The following is an 18,606-nucleotide window of genomic DNA, read 5'->3' on the forward strand; positions in this document are numbered from 1 at the left end:
CTCCGCTCAGGCATTCTCGGCCGCGTCGCGGGGCAGGAGACGCCGGCACAGCTCGTCGATCAGTTCGCCGGCAGAACCCGCGAGGACGTCGGGCACGGTGAGGTCGTCCACGATCATGCCGTACACGGCGAGGTACAGCAGGGTCACATCGACCCGGTCGCCGGGCAGCCCCGCGTCCAGATGGAAGCGGATGTTCTCCTCCAGCGCCACGCGGAAGATCCTGTTGAGCTCGGCGCCCAGTTCGGGGCGGCGGACGCCCTCCAGGCGCAGCTCCAACATGGCGAGGTAGCTGCTGCGATCGGCGTCCATGCGCCGGTAGACGTCGCGCAGAAACTGCGCGACCAGTTCGGGGGACGACGGGGCGGCCAGAGCCTCGGCGACCTCCGCCGGGTCCGGCGTCAGTCGCTCGCCGGCGCGTTCCATGATCTGCCGCAACAGTTCGGCGCGGTTGGCGAAGTAGTTGGAGCAGGTGCCGACGGGCACCTGCGCCTTGGCGTCCACCGCCCGCAGGGTCAGCCCGCGCGAGCCCTCGGCGGCCAGCACCTCGATGGCCGCGTCGAGCAACGCGGCACGGCGGGCCGGGTTCTGACGCATGAGATCCTCCAAAGACGTTGACACCACTTCAAGTGAAGTACTACATTCAAAGCACTCCAAACGGAGGGTACATCGCAGTCACACACAGGAGTCAACTTGCGAGTTCGTTTCACCGCCCGACACGGCGCCGGCACCTTCACCGAGTTCAACCTCGGCGGCCGCGGCCCCCAGCCGCTGAAGCCCCGTTCGGTCCCCCGTCCCCGACCGCTCCCCAAGCCCGGCACCCGGCGGTGACCGGGGCGGGAAGCCCAGCACAGCGCAACCAGGCCGCGGATGGCCGGTGTCGGTCGGCACAACACGACCACCGGACGATCAGTCCGGAACACCGGCCGCTCCGCGGCCGTTCGGTTTCAGGCAGTACGCCAGGCAGTACGCCGAGCAGCCCGGGGCGGCGGTGCACAGCGGGGTGCGCATGATGCCGGTCGCCTCCCGGACCCCCTTGAACGGTCCGCCGCCGTCCATCACCTCGTTGAAGTCGACTGACGTGAGCGGACCCCGTGCCGTCAGCCGCCGCTGCCCAGCACCACGGTCCGGGACGGTGTCGCCGCGGGCAGGACGACCCGCGAAGCACCACTCCTGCGGTACTCCTGCGGGCTGACCCCCCGCACCCTCTTGAAGGCCGAGCTCAGCGCGAACGCGCTGCTGTAGCCCACCTGATGCGCCGCCGTGGCCACCGTGACGTCCGATTCGCGCAGCAGGTCGGCGGCCATGGCCAGCCGCAAGGAGGCCAGGTACGTCATCGGCGGCTCCCCCACGACCTCGGTGAAGCGGCGGGCGAGGCCCGCCCGGGAGACGCCGACCTTGCGGGCCAGCGAATCCACCGTCCACGCATGGGCCGGATCACCGTGCAGAAGCCGAAGCGCGGGCCCCACCCTGGGGTCGGACCGGGCGTGGTACCAGGCCGGCGCACCGGCGTCCGGCTCGGCGAGCCAGGTGCGCAGCACACTGACGAAGAGCAGGTCGAGAAGACGGTCGAGGACCAGCTCCTGTCCCGGCTCGTCGCGGCCGATCTCCTCGGCCAGCAGGCCGACGAGCGGGGTTTCGCCGAGGGCGGCGGGCCGCACCAGGAGTGTGGGCAGGGCTCCCAGCAGCCGGCGGCCGATCTCGCCGGGCGCCTGATACGTACCGCTGAGCATCACGGACGAGCCCTGCCCGAGCGGGTCGCCCCAGGTCCGCACCCCCAGCGCCATCGTGTCGGTGACGTCCTCGCCGACGGTGGTGTTGCAGCGCTGGTCGGGGCCGACGGTGATCTGGACGGGGGTGTCCTGCGCGTCGGCGATCGTGTACGGGTCGGGGCCCCGCAGCACGGCGATGTCGCCGGGACCGATGAGGGCCGGCACCCCACCGTCCGGCATCACCCAGGCACTGCCCTGGACCATGGTGGCCAGGGAGATCGGAGCGCGGTCCTCGACACGGAGCGACCAGGGCGGGTCGAAGACGGACTTGAGCAGAAAGGCTCCGCGCGCCTTCGGCCCGTCCAGGAGTCCGGTGAGCACGTCCATGTGGTGATCTCCCATTCGGCCTGCGATACGGCACCGGTCCGGATCCGTACCGACGATCCGTACCGACGATCCGGACCGGGCGACCCGTATCGACGATCCATGCCGACGATTCCTGCCGGCGATCCGTACCGGCGCTCTCAAATGGTGCCAGGCCGCTGCCGGGCGTCGTCAGACGCTCCAGACACCGGTGGCGGCGGCATCCTTCGCGAACGCCGAGAAGTCGCGCGGCTTGCGGCCGAGTACCTCCTCCACACCGTTGACGACATCGGCGTTGCGCCCGTCGAGGATCAGGGAGAACAGGTCGGCGAACTCGACCGGCAGCCCGTTCTCCCGCAGGAACGCCCGGTAGTCGTCGAGGGTGACCGGGGTGTACGCGATCTCCCGGCCGGTGATCTGCGACAGCTCGGCGGCCACATCGCGGAAGCTCAGCGACCGGGGCCCGGACAGCTCGTACGTCCTGCCGATGTGCCTGTCGTCGGTGAGGGCGGCGGTGACGACATCGGCGATGTCCTCGACATCCACGAACGGCTCCACGGCATCGGCGGTCGGCAGTATCAGCTCGCTGGCGAGTACGGGCTCCAGGAAGAAGCTCTCGCTGAAGTTCTGGTTGAACCAGCTGGCCCGTACGACGGTCCAGTCGGCGCCCGATTCCTTGAGCTTGTTCTCGCTGTTGACCGCGCCGTCCTCACCGCGTCCGGAGAGCAGCACCAGCCGGCGCGCGCCCTTCTTCACGGCGAGCTCGGAGAAGGCTCCGACGGCTTCGGCCGCCCCCGGGAACCCGAGGTCGGGGTAGTAGGTGACGTATACGGATCCGACGCCGTCGAGCGCCGCCTCCCAGGTGTCGGGGTCATCCCACACGAAGGGCGGCTCACCGTTGCGGGATCCCACACGCACCGGCAGCCCCTGTGCGGTGAGCCGCTCCGCCACCCGGCTCCCGGTCTTGCCGGTGCCGCCGATCACCAGGATCGTCTTCGGGACGGCCTGCTCGGTGTTCTGCTGGGTGCTGCTCTGCTGAATGTTCTGTTCGTTCGTCATGCAGATCAGTCAACTCCGACGCGGCGAGACGAACCATAGCCACAACGCTCAACTACATACGCGTGCGTCTACGCACGGCAGTCAACGGAAGTCAGCGGCGTTTCAGCAACGGTCAGGCGTTGTCGGCGTTTCAGCAACGGTCAGGCGTTGTCGGCGTTGTCGGCGTAGTCGTCGTAGAAGCCCTGGCCGGTCTTGACCCCGAGATGCCCGGCGTCCACGTACTTCTTCAGCAGTTCGCGCGGTCCGGCGGGCAGGTCGGGGCGCTCGACGGCGTAGTGGTTCTCGATGTCCAGAACGACGTCGAGGCCGACATGGTCCATCATGCGGAACGGGCCCGCGGGCGTGCCCATGTTGATCTGCCACATCTCGTCGACGTCCTGCGGAGTGGAGACGCCCTCGGCGACCACCGCCAGGGACTCGCGCTTGATGGCGGCCCAGATGCGGTTGAAGATGAAGCCCGTCGACTCCTGATGCGCCTCGAAGGGGTACACGCCGTAGCGCGGCAGTTCGCGCTCCAGCAGGTCGATGATCGCCCGGTCCGTGTGGCCGTCGGACATGATGTCGATCGCGTTCTGCTTGGGCGGCATGTAGAAGTGCATGTTCAGCACCCGCTCGGGGTGCCTGACCTCGTCGATGAACTGGCTGGTCGGGTACGAGGAGGAGTTGCTGGCCAGGATGGCGTCGGGGTCGGCGAGACGGTCCAGCTCGCCGTAGACGCTCTTCTTCAGATCGAGGCGCTCGGGGACGGCCTCGACCACGAGCCAGGCTCCGGCGAGCGCCTCCGCCATGTCGTCCGTGACACTGGCCCGCCCCGGGGAGCCGCCCTCGATCCCGGCGGCGACCTCGGCCACGTTCTCCGCCACGTAGGCGCGTGCCGCCTCGCCCGCTTCCTTCGACTTGTCGTAGATACGGACCTCACCACCGCGGGTGGCGAACATCAGGGCGATTCTGCGGCCCAGGGTGCCGGATCCGATGACGGCGACCGGACGGTTCTCGACATCGGTAGGAGCGGTGAAGGCCATGTTCTTCCTGCTCTCGGGCAGACAGCGTGCGTCCCCGGTGTGCGGCCGCCGGGCTCCTCGACAGTCTCGGCAGCTCCCCCGGCAGCAGCAACCGATGTAGCCCCGATGTAGCCCCGACGGATGAACGGTGTACGTGGACGGCCGCGCCCGAAGGGTCAGGCCCCGCCCCTGAGCCGGTCGCGCTGGATCCGGTGCGCGAGGGTGCGGCGCACGGAGGCCGACACGGTGGCGGCGGCAGACGTGGTGGCGGTGGGCTTCGAGGGGATGTCGAGACCGCGGCTGATCCTGTCGTACGCGTCCTGGTACCCGGCGGGCAGCGCCGCCCGGTGCAGTCGCAGGTCCTCCTCGACGAGGCGTCGCAGCTCGTCGACGTTCTCGGGGGTGAAGCGCTTCTTCCCACGCGCGACGGCATTGACGTGACGGGTGCAGCGGGCGGTGTCGGAAAGGGTCTCCGAGATCTCCTCGGCGAGGGCCCACAGCCGCCCTTCGAGCCATGGGGTGTCGTACTGGTCGAGAGAGAGCTCCATCGGGGGCGTCGATTCGTCGTCCGGCCGGTGCTTCGCCATCTGCTTGGACACGGCGGGCTGACTCATCGCCGCGAGCCGGGCGATCCTGTCCTGCGTCCAGCCGAAGCCGATGAACAGCTTGATCATCTCGGCGCGCAGCTTCCGCATCTCCTCGCCCGCGCGGATGACCTCGTTCATGTCGGCGAGCATCCGCCCGGCCTGTTCCTCGGTCAGCGTCCCGGGGATCCGGTGAGTGCTCTCTTCGCCTGCCATGAGTCGGTTATACACCGCGCGGAACCGACACCATAACCGGGTTGTACAACCTGGTTATGACTGGCATGGTTCCCTGCCATGCCCACCTTCTTCGCACCTGACGGAACCCGGCTCGCCTACCGCGTACACGGAAACGGCGGCAGTAATGGCGACGGCCACGGCCGTGACGACGGCCACGACGCCCCGGTCGTCTGTGTCCCCGGAGGACCTGCCGACTCCCGCTACCTCGGCGATCTCGGCGGCCTGTCGGCGCACCGCCGGCTCGTCGTCCTGGACCTTCGCGGCACCGGACGGTCCGCCATTCCCGACGACGCCTCCTCCTACCGCTGCGACCGCCTCGTCGCGGACATCGAGGCCCTGCGCACCCACCTGGGACTCTCCCGGATCGACCTGCTCGCCCACTCCGCCGGAGCGAACCTCGCAACGCGGTACGCGGCGCGCCACCCGAAGCGCATCGGCAGGCTCGTCCTGATCGCGCCGGGCACCCGGGCTCTCGGCATCACGATCAGCGGGGAGGCCAGGCGTGAACTCGCACGACTTCGCGGGGCGGAACCCTGGTTCCCGGCGGCGTTCGCCGCGCTGGAGGCGATCACCGGGGGAACCGGCAGCGACTGGGAGGCCATCGGCCCCTTCTTCTACGGGCGGTGGGACGCCGCGGCACGGCAGCACCTGACGGCGAGCCGACCGGAGAACGACGAGGCCGTCGCGCATTTCGCGGCCGAGGGCGCCTTCGCGCCGGATGCCACCCGCGCGGCACTCGCCGGACTCGGGGCTCCCGTCCTGCTGCTCGCCGGGGAGTTCGACGTGAACAGCCCGCCCGGGTCGGTGGCCGAGGCGGCCGGATCGTTCCCCGATGCCGCACTCGTCGTACAGCCAGGGGCAGGCCACTACCCCTGGCTCGACGACGCGGACCGGTTCGTGGCAACGGTCGCGGCGTTCCTGGAGTGACGCGCGGGTACGCACGCGCTCGCGCACCCGGCTGTCGCGACCGTTCTACCGTTGCGCGAACCGGTCGAACGCCGCGTACAGGGCCTCGCTCATGGCGGCGCTTCCCTTGTGGCCGGAGTCCTCGATGACCACGAGCTCCGAGCCGGGCCAGGCGTGGGCGAGTTGCCAGGCCGTGTCGAGCGGTCCACTGATGTCGAGGCGGCCGTGGATCAGGACGCCGGGGATGCCGGCCAGGCGGCCCGCGTCGCGGATCAGCTGCCCCTCCTCCAGCCAGGCCCCGTGAGAGAAGTAGTGCGAACAGATCCGTACCAGCGCCAGCATGGCCCGGGGCGGCCTGCCGCCATACGGGTTGGGGCTTCCGTTCGGCTCCGCGGAGAGGACCGCGTCCTCCCAGGCGCACCAGTCGGTCGCGGCCTTGGCCCGTACCTCCGGGTCGGGGTCGCCCATGAGACGCGCGTACGCGCCGAGGAGGTCGCCGCCGCGGTCGGCCTCGGGGACACCGTCCCGGAATCGCTCCCACGCCTCCGGGAAGAACCGGCCGGCGCCCCGGTAGAGCCAGTCGATCTCACTGCGGCGGGTGCTGGTGACAGCGGCAAGGACGATCTCCGACACCCGCTCCGGGTACTGCTCGGCGTACGCGAGTGCGAGCGTGGAACCCCAGGAGCTGCCGAACAACAACCACCGGTCGACACCGAGATGTTCGCGCAGCTGCTCCATGTCGGCAATCAGGTGCTCGGTGGTGTTGAGCGTCATGTCGGTGGTGTGGTCGGCGGCGTGGGGCGTGCTCCGGCCGCAGCCCCGCTGATCGAACAGGATGATCCGGTAGCGCTCCGGGTCGAAGGACCGGCGCGGGACCGCCGAGCAGCCCGAACCGGGACCTCCGTGGACGACGAGAGCGGGCTTTCCGTCGGGGTTTCCGCAGGTCTCCCAGTAGATGAGGTTGCCGTCGCCGGTGTCGAGCATTCCGTGCTCATAGGGCTCGATCGGCGGGTGCGGGGCCGTCATGTCCGTTTCTCCTTCGTGGAGTTCGTCGAGTTCGTCAAGTTCGTGGCGTTCATCGAGTCGTCGAGTTCGTCGAGTTCGTCGATGCACAAGCCGGACAACATACACGCGGGCCGAAATCGTCACCTGTTTGACTGGTGACGAACTGCGTGGGACAGTGCGGCATCCGCACTTCGACTCGTACGGAGGGCTTCGAATGATCAGCAGGCGCACCTTCGGCAAAGTCACGGGACTTGGCACCGGCACGGCCGCCGCCTCCCTGACTGGCCTGGCAGTCTCCCCACCCGCGGCCGCCGCCGCGCAGGACAGGGCTGGGGCATCGGCCACTCCCACGGCCGGCCCCCGTTCGCACACGTCATTCGCCCCCCTGAAGCAGGTCAGGGCCGGCCTCCTGAACGTCGGCTACGCCGAGGCCGGACCCGCTCACGGCCCCGTGGTCATCTGTCTGCACGGCTGGCCCTACGACATCCACAGCTTCGTCGACGTAGCCCCACTGCTGGCGGCGGAGGGATACCGCGTGATCGTTCCCCACCTCCGGGGCCACGGCACGACACGCTTCCTCTCCGCCCGTACCTTCCGCAACGCCCAGCAGTCGGCGGTCGCGCTCGACGTCATCGCCCTGATGGACGCCCTCAAAATCGAGAAGGCGGTGCTCGCGGGCTTCGACTGGGGAGCGAGGACCGCCGACATCGTCGCGGCGCTCCGGCCGGAACGCTGCAAGGCCCTGGTGTCGGTGGGCGGCTACCTCGTGACGAACCTCGCGATGAACCTGGAGCCGCTGCCACCCTCGGCCGAACACGCCTGGTGGTACCAGTACTACTTCGCCACGGAGCGGGGCCGAAAGGCCATGGCGGACCCCATGAAGCGGCGCGACCTGAACCGGCTCGTATGGGACACCGTCTCCCCGACCTGGGACTTCGACGACGCCACCTTCGAGCGCACGGCCGCGTCCTTCGAGAATCCCGACTACGCCGACATCGTGATCCACAACTACCGCTGGCGGCTGAGCCTCGCCGACGGGGAGCGCCGCTACGACCGCTTCGAGAAGCAGCTCGCCGCGCGGCCGGTGATCGAGGTTCCGGCCATCACCCTCGACGCCGAGCGCGACCCCTTCACCGCACCGGACGGGGACGCCTCGTACCGCGACAGATTCGCCGGCGCCTACGACCACCGCACCCTCAAGGGCATCGGCCACAACCTGCCGCAGGAAGCACCCGCCGACTTCGCCCGGGCGGTCATGGATGTGGACCGCTTCTGACCGCACCACCCAGAATCGTCACCGGCTTGACAGGTGACGAACCTGGTGTGACCCTGATATCAGCCCGGCGCTACGGCGCGATCCGCAACCGATCGAGCGGAGTCCGGCCATGAACACCAGCACCACCAGCACCACCAGCACCGCAAAGACGGCTGGCGCCGCGAACACCGCGAACACCGTGAACACCGAGATCACGGTGGACAGCGCGGCAGCGGCCCGGCACGAGCGGTTCGGGAAGCTGCCCGAGCGGGTGCCCTACCAGGACATGATCGAAGTGCGGCCCGCCTCGCCGAACGAGTCCGCGAGGGACGCGTACGACCCGGAGGGTTCCTGGATGTCCTTCTCCTGCCTGGCTGCCGACCTCGGCCTGTAACCCCCGCGCCCGTCCCGCATCTGTCCCGAGCCCGCCACCGCCCCCGGCCCGCCACAGACCTGTCCCAGACCCGACCCGGGCCCCCTCGCACGATCCCCTCCGCTCGACAGGAAAACCGCGAGGGGGCGCCGGGGGGCTGCTGTTAAGCTCGCAAAAGCGTTGATCGCGTATCGAGGAGACCAGACATGGTGGGTGACGACGACATCTCGGGGTGAGACCCCGACCTGTCAGGCCACCGGCCGATGCCCAGGAGCATCGCCGCCGTGGCCGTTCAGTCGTCCCCTTCTTCCATGTTCTGGGCAGCATTCTGCGTCTGCCCGTATCTCATTCGAGGTATCTCCATGTCCGACGCCGCCATCATCTGCTCGAACCTCTCCTTCGCCTGGCCCGACGACACCCCGGTCTTCGACGACCTGTCCTTCGCCCTGGGCAACGGCCGGACGGGCCTGGTCGCGCCCAACGGCTCCGGCAAGAGCACCCTGCTCAAGCTGATCGCCGGCGAGCTGCGGCCCGGCGCCGGCTCCGTGTCCGTGGGCGGCACGCTCGGCCATCTCCCGCAGACCCTTCCCCTCACCGGTGATCTCACGGTGGCCGAGGTCCTGGGCATCGCCGCGGTGATCCGGGCCCTGGACGCCGTGGAGTCCGGGGACGTGAGCGAGGAACACTTCACGGTCATCGGCGACGACTGGGACATCGAGGAACGCACCCGGGCCCAGCTGGACCGGCTCGGCCTCACCGGCCTCGCCCTCGACCGAAGCCTGAACACACTCAGCGGCGGCCAGGTCGTCTCGCTCGGCCTCGCGGCCCAGCTGCTGAAGCGGCCCGACGTACTGCTGCTCGACGAGCCGACCAACAACCTCGATCTCGACGCCCGCCACCGGCTCTACGACGTACTGGAGGACTGGAACGGCTGCCTCCTGCTGGTCAGCCACGACCGGGCGCTGCTCGACCGGATGGAGCGCACCGCCGAACTCGAACACGGCGAACTCCGCTTCTACGGCGGCAACTTCAGCGAGTACGAAGAGGCGGTGCGGGCCGAGCAGGAGGTCGCCGAGAAGAACATCCGCAACGCCGAACAAGAGCTGAAGCGGGAGAAGCGGGAGATGCAGCAGGCCCGCGAACGCGCCGAGCGCCGCGCGAGCAACGCCGCCCGCAACCTCAAGAGCGCGGGCCTGCCACGCATCTTCGCCGGCAACATGAAGCGCGGCGCCCAGGAGTCCGCGGGCCGGTCCGGCCAGTTGCACTCGTCCCGGGTCTCCGACGCCAAGGCCAGGCTGGACGAGGCGGGGCGCGCCCTGCGCGACGAGCAGCGCATCACGCTGGACCTGCCGGACACCGTTGTGCCGGCCGGGCGCACACTCGTGCTCGGCGAGCGGATGCAGGTACGCCACGGCGGCCGGGACCTGTTCACCGAAGCAGGTGTCGACCTGTCCGTCCGGGGCCCCGAGCGCATCGCGCTGACCGGTTCCAACGGCTCCGGGAAAACCACGCTGCTGCGGCTGCTCAACGGCGAACTGGAGCTGGACGGCGGGCAGATCAAGCGGGCCGACGGCCGGATCGCCTACCTCTCGCAGCGGCTGGACCTGCTGGATCTCGACCGTACGGTCGCAGAGAACTTCACCGCGTCCGCACCGCACCGGACAGAGGCGGAACGGATGAATCTGCTCGCCCGCTTCCTCTTCCGGGGCCCCCGGGCCCATCTCCCGGTCGGGGTGCTGTCCGGCGGCGAGCGGCTGCGCGCCACGCTGGCCTGCGTGCTGTGCGCCGAACCGGCTCCGCAGCTGCTGCTCCTGGACGAGCCGACGAACAACCTGGACCTGGTGAGCGCGGGCCAGTTGGAGAGCGCGCTGGGCTCGTACCGGGGAGCGTTCGTGGTGGTCAGCCACGACGAGCGATTCCTCGCCCGGATCGGCGTGAACCGGTGGCTGCGGCTGGCCGACGGCAGGCTGACGGAGACCGGAGCGCCGGAGACAGGAACGCGCGGAACAGGGACTCAGGAGGCGGGAACACACGAAACAGGGACGCGGACGACGGGAACGCCCGAGATGTGAGCCGCTGATGTGCCGACCGGGCCCGCGCCCGAGGTGGAACACCACCCGGCGGGCCACAGCACTGCTCACATCAGGTGGACCACCATGTCTCGACCGTCCCTGCTCGCCCACGACGTCGTCCGCACCCTGGGAGCCAGGCGGGTTCTCGACGGCGTCTCCCTCACCGCCTCCCCCGGCCACCGCATCGGGCTGATCGGGGAGAACGGCGTCGGCAAGTCGACGTTGCTGCGGCTGCTCGCCGGAGTGGACGAACCCGATGCCGGGAGCGTCACCCGCCCTGCCGACCTGGGCTTTCTGCACCAGGAGTTGCCGTTCGACGACGCGTCGACGATCGCCGACGTGCTGGACGAGGCGCTGCGCGAGGCCCGCGACGACCTGGCCGAGCTCGAACGTCTCACCGAGCGGCTCGCCCACGTTCCGCAGGACTCCCCCGACTGCGCCGAGCTGCTCGACGCGTACGGCCGACAACTCGAACAGGCCCAGGACCGGGAGGCCTGGGACGCCGACCGGCGGTCCGCGATGGTGCTCGACGGGCTCGGCCTGGGCGCGTTCCGGCACGACCGGACGCTCGGCTCCCTCTCCGGCGGGCAGCGCGGCCGGCTGGCGCTGGCCGCGCTGCTGGTCCGGCGCCCTTCGGCGCTGCTGCTGGACGAGCCGACCAACCATCTCGACGACGGCGCCGCCGCCTTCCTGGAGGAGCAGGTGCGCGGTCTGCCCGGGGTCGTCGTGGTGGCCAGCCACGACCGGGCCTTCCTCGACGCCGTCTGCACGGATCTGGTCGACCTCGACCCGGCCATGGACGGCCCGGTCCGCTACGGCGGCAACTACAGCGCCTACCTGGACGAGAAGCGCGCCGAGCGGGAGCGCTGGGAGCGGCGGTACGCCGAGGAGCAGGAGGAGCTGTCGGCGCTGCGCCACTCGGCCGGGGTCACCGCACACCTCGTGGCGCCGGACCGGGAGCGGCGCGACAACGAGAAGATGGGCTACGGCCATCGTGCCGGGCGGGTGCAGAGCCAGATCTCGCGACGGGTGCGCAATGCCACGCGCCGACTGGACGGGCTGGAGCGCAGGCAGACCGGTGAGCCGCCGCAGCCGCTGCGATTCCACGGCACCGCGCTGACGGCCACCGCACCCACCGAGACCCCGGCGGTCGATTCCCTCGTCTCCCCCGGCTCTCCTGACTCCTCCGACTCCCTCGGCTCTCCTGACTCCTCCGACTCTCCCGGCTCTTCTGGCCCCTCCGGATCCCTTGCCTCCCCCGGCTCTTCTGGCCCCTCCGGCTCCCTCGCCTCCCTCGTTTCGCTGCGCGATGTACGGGTGCCGGGCAGGCTCGACGTCGCACGGCTGGACGTACCGGCGACCGAGCGGCTCCTCGTCACGGGCGGCAACGGCACGGGAAAGTCGACGCTGTTGTCCGTGCTCGCCGGGCGCCTCGCGGCCGAGGGCGACGTGAGAAGACGACCGGGGCTGACAGTGGGCCTGCTGGCCCAGGACACCGTGTTCTCCCGCCCCGACCGGACCGGCCGGGAGACCTATGAGCGCTCGCTCGGCGCCGAACGGGCGGAAGAGGTCCCGCTGCGCTCGCTGGGGCTGCTGCACGAGGCGGACCTGGACAAGCCGGTCGGTCAGCTGTCGGTCGGTCAGCGCCGCCGGCTCGCGCTGGCGCTCCTGGTGGCGCGTCCGCCGGAGCTGCTGCTGCTCGACGAGCCGACGAACCACTTGTCCCCTCGGCTGTGCGACGAGCTGGAGGCCGCCCTGGGAACCGGGCCCGGCGCGATCGTCCTGGCCAGCCACGACCGCTGGCTGCGCAGACGCTGGCAGGGCCACGAGATCCGGCTGAGCCCCGGCCGCGCGCACGGTGACGAGCCTTGCCCGCCCGATCGTCACCTGCCAGAATGGTGATGTGAACCTGGAACATGTCTTCGTATGCGGAAATCCGGCGCTCGACTTCGCCGCGACACTCCGGGCACGGCGCTCGGTGCGGTTCGAAATGCTCGTCACGCCGGAGCGGCTGAGGGCGTGGTACCTGGAATCGGGCATCGTCGACGCGGTCTCCCCCGGCGGCGGGGCCGACGTCGACCGCGCGATCGCCGTACGGGAGGCCGTCTACCAACTGGTCACGGCCCGCCGCCTCGGTGAGGAGTACGCCGACGACGCCCTGGGCGTGCTGAACGGTGCGGCGCGCAAACCGCCCGCCGCACCGCAGCTCACCGCCTCGGGGCGCTGGACGGAAGCGACGCCGGACGAGGCCCTGTCCACCGTGGCGCGCCAAGCGGTCGAGCTCCTGAGCGGGCCGGACGTACCCCTGCTCAAGGAGTGCGGCAACCCCGAGTGCACCCGCATCTACATCGACCGCTCCCGCGGGATGCGGCGGCAGTGGTGCGGCATGGAATCCTGCGGGAACAAGATCAAGGCGGCCGCGTACCGCGCCCGCAAGAAGAGCGCGCACACGGCGACCGCGCAGTAGCGACCGGCCGACAGCAACCGCCGGCCAACAACAACCGGTCAGCAGCGACCGACCAACCGCAACCGGTCGGCAGCAACCGGCCCGCCCCGGAATCCCCCCGCCGTGCGTAGCCGAAGCCACCACCCGGCACGCACCACCACGGCACGTCGTTTCCGGCCATCACCCCACCGGCACCATTCCTGCTGTACGGAATCACCGACTACCGACCACCAACTACCGAACGGTGAATCGGGGCACGGTGATCCATCCCCCTCAAGAAGTCGCGGATCACCGTAACAACGTGCGGTACAGGATGCGTTCTGCACGATTGAAATCCCTACATCCCTGTCTACCGAATACCCGGCCGCCTCATTAGAGTTCCGATCATGACAACAACACACGGGGCGATACCGGTGGTTGAATTCACCGGAGCTGTCAAGGAGTTCGGTGCAGTGCGCGCCGTCGACGGACTCGATCTCACCATCGGACCGGGCGAGAGAGTCGCCCTGCTCGGTCGCAACGGCGCGGGCAAATCGACGGCCATCGGTCTGCTGCTGGGGCTGGACGACCCGACCTCCGGCACGGTGGAACTCTTCGGGAAGCCCCCGAGCCATGCGGTGAGCGACGGACGGGTCGGCGCGATGCTGCAGGATTCCAAGCCGGCTTCCCGGGTGACGGTGCGTGAGCTGGTGTCCTTCGTGACCCGGACGTATCCCGATCCGATGCCGGTGGACCAGGCGCTGGAGCTGGCGGGCCTCACCGGGCTGGCCGGACGGCGCGCGGACAAGCTCTCCGGAGGTCAGGCCCAGCGGGTCGGCTTCGCGGTCGCGCTTGCCGGTGACCCCGATCTGCTGGTGCTGGACGAGCCGACGGCCGCGCTCGACGTGGAGGCCCGTCGGCTGTTCTGGCAGTCGATGCGTGCGTTCACCGACCGGGGCAAGACGGTGCTGTTCTCCACGCACTACCTGGAGGAGGCGGACCAGAACGCCGACCGGATCGTCGTCATCGACCGCGGGCAGCTGGTGGCCGACGGAAGCGGCGCGGACATCAAGCACACGGTGGGGTCCAGCATGGTCTCCTTCACCGTGCCCGACGGGCCGCTGCCGGACGGCCTGGCCTCGCTGCCGGGCGTGCTGTCGGTCGAGGTCGTGGACGGCCGGGTGCGGCTGCGCACGTCGGACTCGGACGCGACGGTCGGCGCCCTTCCGGGCGTGCTGTCGCCGCGAGGTCTCGAAGTCGCCCCGGCGGGCCTGGAGGACGCGTTCCTGGCCCTGACTGCGCACCACTCGGGCCGTGACACGGACCGCCCGCTCGTTCCCTCCGCCTCGTCCGATTCCGCTGTCCAGACCCCGAAGGCAGGCGCGTGATGGCCAGTTCGGTCGCCCTCGTTTCCAACTACGTGAACCTTGAGCTGCGTCGTACCTTCCGTGACACCGGCTTCGTCGTCTTCGGCATCGGCACGCCGGTGCTCATGTACATCATGTTCACCAATGTCGGCGGCGGCTCCGGCGGAACGGACGACTGGGCCGTCACCGCGATGGTGGGGCTGGCGGCGTACGGTGCGCTGAGCGCCGGACTCAGCTCGGGCACGGCGGTCGCCGAGGACAAGGCCGTGGGGTGGCTGCGGCAGCTGCGGATCACACCACTGTCTCCGGCGCAGGTGGTCCTCGGGCGTGCGGTGACCGGCTCGCTGATGGTGCTGCCGGCGATCGTGATCGTCCTGCTCACGGCCATGATCGTCAATGGTGTGCGGCTGGATGCCTGGCAGTGGGTCGTACTGACGCTGCTGCTGTGGATCGGCTCGCTGCCGTTCACCATGCTCGGGATCGCCAACGGCTACCAGCTCTCGTCCCAGACCACGAACGTCACAAACATCGTCTGCAACCTGGCGCTCGCGCTGGTCGGTGGGCTGTGGTTCCCCATCACCGAGTTCCCGGGCTGGATGGCTTCGGTGGCCAAGTGGACGCCGGGTTACCGCTTCGGCGAGCTGGGCTGGAACACGACGGACGGCGAGGCGCCGAGCATGACGGGCATCGTGGTGCTGGTCGTCTGGCTGCTGATCTTCGGCGCGTACGCAGCCCATGCCTACCGCCGTTCCGGCCGCAAGGCATAAGCGATAGGCCATAAGTCATACACCACAGAGGGCAAAGCACAGACACAGAACATAAAAGCACAGGGGACAGAAAAACCGCGGACAGAACCGTCACTCCGGGGCCGACCACAAGTCACATAAAGCTCTGCCGTCGCATTTACCGCACGCGTGGCCGCCATACACAAAGTTCAGCAACCCGAGTCAACGCAAATCGAATCAACGCCACCCGTATTCACGTCACCCTCATTCATGTCACTCGCATTTCTATCCACTGCAAGGCATCTTTCCGGCCACGAAGCAAAAAGGCGGGCGCAGTTGGATACGTCGGAAATACTGACGGTGTTCCACATGTCTCGGCACAGGATCACCGCCAACCCTTCGCGCAATACATCGCCGAGGACCCGATAGGGCTCGCCAGGACAACCGGCGGTCCTTTTCCTTGATCGGCAGCCCACCCGGCCCGCCCCGGGCAAGACAGCCGACCGCCTCGGCCGAACATCAGGAAGCCCCGGTCCTTCGCACCGCACGAAGGACCCGGGGCTCCGTCAACCACACCTACGGACTCCGGGTTCCTCCGGCCTCGATTCCGGCGAGACGTACCGCCGGCACCAGAGACGGCAGCAGCAGCCGCCAGAACCGAGCCACCGTCGACGCCGCGAGCCACGTTGAGTCCCGCACCCCGAGCACCTCGAATCCCACGGTCGCGGCCACCACGGCGGTGCCCACGTCCCTGATCTCGGCCTCCCGGCACAGCTCACCTTCGGCCTCGGCCCGTTGCAGCGTCTCCTCGACCCAGCAGCGCCAGCGCTCCCGCAGGTCGACCCGGCGCACGCGGGACGTCTCGCCGCTCAGCGCGAATCCGACGCGCAGCACCACATCGACGCGGAGCGCGTCGGCGAGCGCGTGGGTAACGTCAACGAGAAGCTGCACATGGCTCGCCCCGAGTGGCAACGTGCCGCTCGTGACGGCCACCAACCTGGTCAGCGCCACCTCCTCGACGACGTCCACCAGGGCGGCCTTGCTGGCGAAGTGAAAGTGCAGCGCCCCGTTGCTCACCCCCGCTCGCGAGCTGATCGCGGTGAGCGACGCCGTCGAGATGCCATCACGGTCGAAGACCTCGGCCGCGGACCGGATCAGGGTGTCACGCGTACGCACCGCACGTTCCTGTTTGGCCATCAACTGCTCCGTCATTGCCAGAAGTTGCCGTGCTTGCCAAAGGACAGGCGGCAACTATAACAAACCGTACATGCGGTTTTTGAAGGATCCCGCCTCTTCCCCTGAAATGCCGAAGCGGCCCGGCCCGCGCGCCAGAACACCGCGATGTATCCCGATCCACACAGCCAAGGACTACACAAACCCCGACTCCAGAACGCGCCGGCCAGGACCGTTCCTCCAAAACAGGCGAATCGGAGTGAACCCCTCCGCTGTTTTTGGGCTAGAAGGGGCCAAGAACACTAGAAATTAAACCGGCTGGTCTGTATTTTCGGGCCAAGGAACAGCCCTTACCACACCTCTCGCACCCGCCCAGGGGGAGCAATGTCTGCGAGCACGTTTCAGGTCGAACGGGCAACGTTCGACAGAGAATTGGCAAGGGGCGCCAAGGCGTCCACGATCAAGCCTGGCGGCTTCTACCCCACCACTTTGACTATGACCGTTCCCAAAGAACTCGTACACCGGACCACCGTCGATGAGGTCATGCTCACCGGCTGGGACCGCATCGACGACACCCACTTCGTCGTGTCCGCCCACTGGCCGCGCGGCCACAGCTTCTTCACCCCGGTCGCGGACGGCCACCACGACCCGCTCATAGGCTGCGAGACGGTCCGCCAGATCGGCATACTCCTGGGGCACGCGGAGTTCGGGGTGCCCTTCGGCCACCAGTTCCTCGTCTGGGACCTCGCCCTCTCCGTATGTCCGCAGTATCTGCTGATGGGGTACGAGCCGGCTTTCCTCAGCGTCGACGTGCACTGCACGGAGATCAACCGGCGGGGCCGGAACCTGTCGGGGCTGCGCTTCGAGGCGGTCTTCCACCATGACGGGAACATCGTCGCGACCGGTGGCGGCTCCTTCTCCTGCATGGCGCCCGCGGTCTACCGCCGGGTGCGCGGAGCGCGCATTGCCGACGGCAACCCGAAGCAGCTGCCGCTGAGCAGTCCGGCAGCCCCGCAGAGCGTCGGACGCATGTCCCCCATGGACGTGGTGCTCTCCCCCACCGACGAGCAGAACCACTGGCAGCTGCGGGTGGACACCCGCCACCCCGTGCTCTTCGAGCACGCGGTCGACCATGTGCCCGGCATGGTGCTGGTCGAAGCCGCCCGCCAGGCCACGGCGGCGGCCCTCGGCCGGTCGTCCTACCTCCCGCTCGTCATCGCCAATGAATTCAAGCGGTACGTCGAGCTGGACTCTCCGTGCACGATCGAGGCGACCGTGCTGCCCGGCACCTCCCCCGAGGGCCACCGGAGTGTCCTGGTGACCGCTCATCAGGACGGTGCGCCGGTCTTCAGCTCCACGGTGACCGCTGGGTCGCACGGGGTCTGATCCGTGCCGAACAGCGACTTGGCCATGCCCGACGGCGGCTGCCCACCGGGGCGGCCGCCGTCCATGTGCCCTCATCCGTGCACCCTCAGCGGTCCCCGTTCCCGAAGGCACCCAGATGATCGCCCGCCCAGCCGCGGAAGGTCCCGGCCGGCCTGCCGAGCAGAGTGGCGACCGTGCCGTCCACCGCCGTCTTCGCGCCCTCACGGCCGCGCTCCGCGCTCTCCAGCAGCGCATCGGCGATGTCGGCCGGATAGCGTGCGCCCAGCGCCGCACGCGCCCGCTCAGGGCTCAGCTCCTCGAACCGGAGCGGGCGGCGCAGCAGTTCCGCGAGCTGGGCCGTCTGCTCGACCGCTGAGAGCGCCTCCGGCCCGGTCAGGGTGTGCGTCCGGCCCGCATGGCCGTCCTCGGTGAGGGCACGTACCGCCACCTCCGCCACATCGCGCGGATCCACGCAGGCGTTGCACGACGCCCCGTACAGGGCCCGTACGACGTCGTCCGAGCGGATGGAGCCCGCCCAGGAGAGCGCGTTGGACATGAACGCGCGGGGACGCAGCAAGGTCCACTCCATGCCGGATCCGCGCAACAGCTCTTCGTTACGGCGTTGCCACCGGGTGATCAGGTCCTCGGCCCGGCTGTCGTCCACCGCGGCGGCGGACAGCTTCACCACGTGCCGCACCCCCGCCGACCGGGCGGCCCGGAGGAAGCCCGCGTCGTCGTCACCGCCGGGGTTGGTCACCAGAAAAACGGTGCGAACACCACGCAGAACACCCACCAGTGATCCCGGATCCGAGAAATCTCCGTGGACGATCTCGACCGCCTCACCCGCTCCCGTGACCCGTCCCGGATCCCTTGCCATGATGCGAACTGCCAGGTCAGCAGGGATCCTTCGGACAACTTCCCGCCCGATGGTCCCCGTGGCACCGGTGACAAGAATCATTGGTTTTGCCTCTCTTGCCCGACATTCTT

18 protein-coding genes are annotated in these 18,606 nt (G+C 69.2%); 9 read left to right on the forward strand and 9 right to left on the reverse strand.

Features of this window, described 5'->3' with window-relative positions; translation table 11 throughout:
* Positions 1-6 precede the first annotated feature (6 nt).
* The 6 genes from AADR41_RS20785 to AADR41_RS20810 all read right to left on the reverse strand — a co-directional run bounded on the left by AADR41_RS20785 (position 7) and on the right by AADR41_RS20810 (position 4,932).
* Entirely contained in the window at positions 7-594 is a 588-nt protein-coding gene (locus tag AADR41_RS20785; RefSeq protein ID WP_342282889.1) for a TetR/AcrR family transcriptional regulator, read from the reverse strand.
* A 312-nt stretch (positions 595-906) separates the two neighbouring features.
* Positions 907-1,056 (reverse strand): hypothetical protein, encoded by a 150-nt coding sequence (locus AADR41_RS20790; protein ID WP_342282890.1) that lies wholly within the window; start codon positions 1,054-1,056, stop codon positions 907-909.
* Positions 1,057-1,097: 41 nt separating this feature from the next.
* A complete protein-coding gene (locus AADR41_RS20795) occupies positions 1,098-2,096 on the reverse strand; it encodes an AraC family transcriptional regulator (protein ID WP_342282920.1) in 999 nt (332 codons plus the stop codon).
* Positions 2,097-2,264: 168 nt separating this feature from the next.
* A complete protein-coding gene (locus tag AADR41_RS20800; RefSeq protein ID WP_342282891.1) occupies positions 2,265-3,131 on the reverse strand; it encodes an NmrA family NAD(P)-binding protein in 867 nt (288 codons plus the stop codon).
* A gap of 140 nt (positions 3,132-3,271) precedes the next feature.
* Positions 3,272-4,153 (reverse strand): 3-hydroxyacyl-CoA dehydrogenase family protein, encoded by an 882-nt coding sequence (locus AADR41_RS20805; RefSeq protein WP_342282892.1) that lies wholly within the window; start codon positions 4,151-4,153, stop codon positions 3,272-3,274.
* A gap of 155 nt (positions 4,154-4,308) precedes the next feature.
* On the reverse strand, positions 4,309-4,932 hold the full coding sequence (locus AADR41_RS20810; RefSeq protein ID WP_342282893.1) for a sigma-70 family RNA polymerase sigma factor: 624 nt from the start codon (positions 4,930-4,932) through the stop codon (positions 4,309-4,311).
* A 78-nt stretch (positions 4,933-5,010) separates the two neighbouring features.
* On the opposite strand from AADR41_RS20810, the gene AADR41_RS20815 reads away from it, so the two are divergent.
* Positions 5,011-5,880, forward strand: a complete 870-nt coding sequence (locus tag AADR41_RS20815; RefSeq protein ID WP_342282894.1) for an alpha/beta fold hydrolase — start codon at positions 5,011-5,013, stop codon at positions 5,878-5,880.
* A gap of 45 nt (positions 5,881-5,925) precedes the next feature.
* Here the strand turns inward: AADR41_RS20815 and pip are convergent, their stop codons facing one another.
* Complete coding sequence (gene pip, locus AADR41_RS20820; RefSeq protein ID WP_342282895.1) at positions 5,926-6,885, reverse strand: prolyl aminopeptidase; 960 nt, start codon at positions 6,883-6,885, stop codon at positions 5,926-5,928.
* Positions 6,886-7,078: 193 nt separating this feature from the next.
* Between pip and AADR41_RS20825 the strand changes: the two genes are divergently transcribed.
* The 7 genes from AADR41_RS20825 (at position 7,079) to AADR41_RS20855 (ending at position 15,123) form a co-directional block, all read left to right on the forward strand.
* Positions 7,079-8,140: an alpha/beta fold hydrolase gene (locus AADR41_RS20825; RefSeq protein WP_342282896.1), complete on the forward strand. Its 1,062-nt coding sequence runs from the start codon at positions 7,079-7,081 to the stop codon at positions 8,138-8,140.
* Between the two features lie 109 nt (positions 8,141-8,249).
* The gene (locus tag AADR41_RS20830) at positions 8,250-8,513 is read left to right on the forward strand and encodes a hypothetical protein (RefSeq protein WP_342282897.1); all 264 of its coding nucleotides are present in this window, start codon (positions 8,250-8,252) and stop codon (positions 8,511-8,513) included.
* Between the two features lie 341 nt (positions 8,514-8,854).
* Positions 8,855-10,564, forward strand: coding sequence for a ribosomal protection-like ABC-F family protein (gene abc-f / locus AADR41_RS20835; protein WP_342282898.1), 1,710 nt, complete (start codon positions 8,855-8,857; stop codon positions 10,562-10,564).
* Between the two features lie 84 nt (positions 10,565-10,648).
* The gene (locus tag AADR41_RS20840; protein WP_342282899.1) at positions 10,649-12,466 is read left to right on the forward strand and encodes an ABC-F family ATP-binding cassette domain-containing protein; all 1,818 of its coding nucleotides are present in this window, start codon (positions 10,649-10,651) and stop codon (positions 12,464-12,466) included.
* A 1-nt stretch (position 12,467) separates the two neighbouring features.
* Entirely contained in the window at positions 12,468-13,031 is a 564-nt protein-coding gene (locus AADR41_RS20845; RefSeq protein WP_342282900.1) for a CGNR zinc finger domain-containing protein, read from the forward strand.
* Between the two features lie 365 nt (positions 13,032-13,396).
* On the forward strand, positions 13,397-14,377 hold the full coding sequence (locus AADR41_RS20850; protein WP_342282901.1) for an ABC transporter ATP-binding protein: 981 nt from the start codon (positions 13,397-13,399) through the stop codon (positions 14,375-14,377).
* Positions 14,377-15,123 (forward strand): ABC transporter permease, encoded by a 747-nt coding sequence (locus AADR41_RS20855; RefSeq protein ID WP_342282902.1) that lies wholly within the window; start codon positions 14,377-14,379, stop codon positions 15,121-15,123. Before AADR41_RS20850 ends, AADR41_RS20855 begins: the two co-directional genes overlap by 1 nt.
* 534 nt (positions 15,124-15,657) lie before the next feature.
* Here AADR41_RS20855 and AADR41_RS20860 read toward each other — a convergent pair.
* Positions 15,658-16,293: a ScbR family autoregulator-binding transcription factor gene (locus AADR41_RS20860; protein WP_342282903.1), complete on the reverse strand. Its 636-nt coding sequence runs from the start codon at positions 16,291-16,293 to the stop codon at positions 15,658-15,660.
* A 456-nt stretch (positions 16,294-16,749) separates the two neighbouring features.
* Here AADR41_RS20860 and AADR41_RS20865 point away from each other — a divergent pair, with 456 nt between their 5' ends.
* Complete coding sequence (locus AADR41_RS20865; protein WP_342282904.1) at positions 16,750-17,640, forward strand: ScbA/BarX family gamma-butyrolactone biosynthesis protein; 891 nt, start codon at positions 16,750-16,752, stop codon at positions 17,638-17,640.
* A gap of 85 nt (positions 17,641-17,725) precedes the next feature.
* Here AADR41_RS20865 and AADR41_RS20870 read toward each other — a convergent pair whose 3' ends face one another.
* Positions 17,726-18,577, reverse strand: a complete 852-nt coding sequence (locus tag AADR41_RS20870) for an SDR family oxidoreductase (RefSeq protein ID WP_342282905.1) — start codon at positions 18,575-18,577, stop codon at positions 17,726-17,728.
* Positions 18,578-18,606 lie beyond the last annotated feature (29 nt).

It is taken from the genome of Streptomyces sp. CLV115 (assembly GCF_038448545.1).
Classification (GTDB): Bacteria; Actinomycetota; Actinomycetes; order Streptomycetales; family Streptomycetaceae; genus Streptomyces; species Streptomyces sanglieri.